Origin of the sequence: Sphingomonas sp. RB1R13 (genome assembly GCF_036663775.1) — a bacterium.
Lineage (GTDB): Bacteria > Pseudomonadota > Alphaproteobacteria > Sphingomonadales > Sphingomonadaceae > Sphingomicrobium.
The window spans coordinates 1-1,057 of sequence record NZ_JAXOJM010000109.1; the positions used below are offsets into that span (position 1 = coordinate 1).

2 protein-coding genes are annotated in these 1,057 nt (G+C 67.6%); both read right to left on the reverse strand.

Features of this window, described 5'->3' with window-relative positions; translation table 11 throughout:
- Positions 1–148: 148 nt before the first annotated feature.
- Positions 149–715: an HAAS signaling domain-containing protein gene (locus U1700_RS15315; RefSeq protein ID WP_332753523.1), complete on the reverse strand. Its 567-nt coding sequence runs from the start codon at positions 713–715 to the stop codon at positions 149–151.
- Positions 712–1,057, reverse strand: a 346-nt coding sequence (locus U1700_RS15320) for a PadR family transcriptional regulator (RefSeq protein WP_332753524.1), incomplete at its 5' end; no start/stop codon positions are given. The genes U1700_RS15315 and U1700_RS15320, both read right to left, overlap by 4 nt.

The following is a 1,057-nucleotide window of genomic DNA, read 5'->3' on the forward strand; positions in this document are numbered from 1 at the left end:
GGCGCGCGGTAAATACAATCCTCCCCGGCACGGGGAGGGGGGCGCCGCGGAGCGGTGGTGGAGGGGGTTGTGCCGCTGGGCTAATCCCGTGTGGCGAGCTCCCCTCTATTAAGGCTGGCGCCCTGCTACCTCCCCGGTACGGGGAGGATCAGCGGGAAGACCGCAGCACATGCCGCCCCGTGCCGCGCAGGACCAGCGTCGCCAGCGCATAGCAGGCGAGTGCCCCGGCCAAGGCGATCGGAAGGACCCACAGTCCCATCATTTCCGGCGCGGCGGGGGGATCGGTGAGGATGCCGAAGGCCGACCCCTGCGGCAGCGACCAAAGCCCGACATGGCTGGGAAAGAGCGGTTTCACGATCGCGACTGCCGCGAAGCACAGCGCGAACAGATAGAGCAGCATCGCCATCAGCACCCCGCCGAACGCCGCCACGCTGCGTCCCGATCGGGTCAACAGGGCGTGGATCAACGGGGCAGGGCGATCGTCGCCCAGCGCACCGGCCAGCCGAAATTCCTGAATATAGCGCGCGGCCATCGCATGAGGCGGTCCCATCGCCGCGATCGCGGCGTCCAGCGAATGGGGTCCCGCCGCGAAGCTGTCGTTTAGATGGCTTTCGATCTCGCGGACGAGGCCATCGCGATCCTCGGCCGGGATCGCCTGCAACGACCAGCGCAGACGGCGGGCATAATCGGCGATGCGGCGGGCAGGCTCGTTCATGGCTGATCCTCGACAAGGGTGGTGATGGTCGTTCGGAACTCGATCCAGGCCGCGCGCATTGCCTCGGCTAGTGCCGCGCCTTCGGGGGTCAGACGGTAATATTTGCGCGGGTTGCCGCCCTCGGCGGGCAGCTCCCAGCGGCCGGTGATGCGGCCCGCTTTTTCCAGCCGGGCGAGCAGGGGATAGAGGCTGCCCTCGCTGACCAGATCACCGCCCGCCCGGATGCGTGCGAGAATTTCCAGGCCATAGGCCTCGCCGTGGGACAGGACCGACAGCAGCACCAGCTCGGCGGCTCCCTTGCGCAACTGAGACTGCCAGCTTCCGATATCCATCACGATCAAG

Coding starts and splice junctions, on each gene's coding strand:
- U1700_RS15315 (WP_332753523.1), bottom strand. CDS start 715: ATGAACGAGCCTGCCCGCCGCATCGCCGATTATGCCCGCCGTCTGCGC.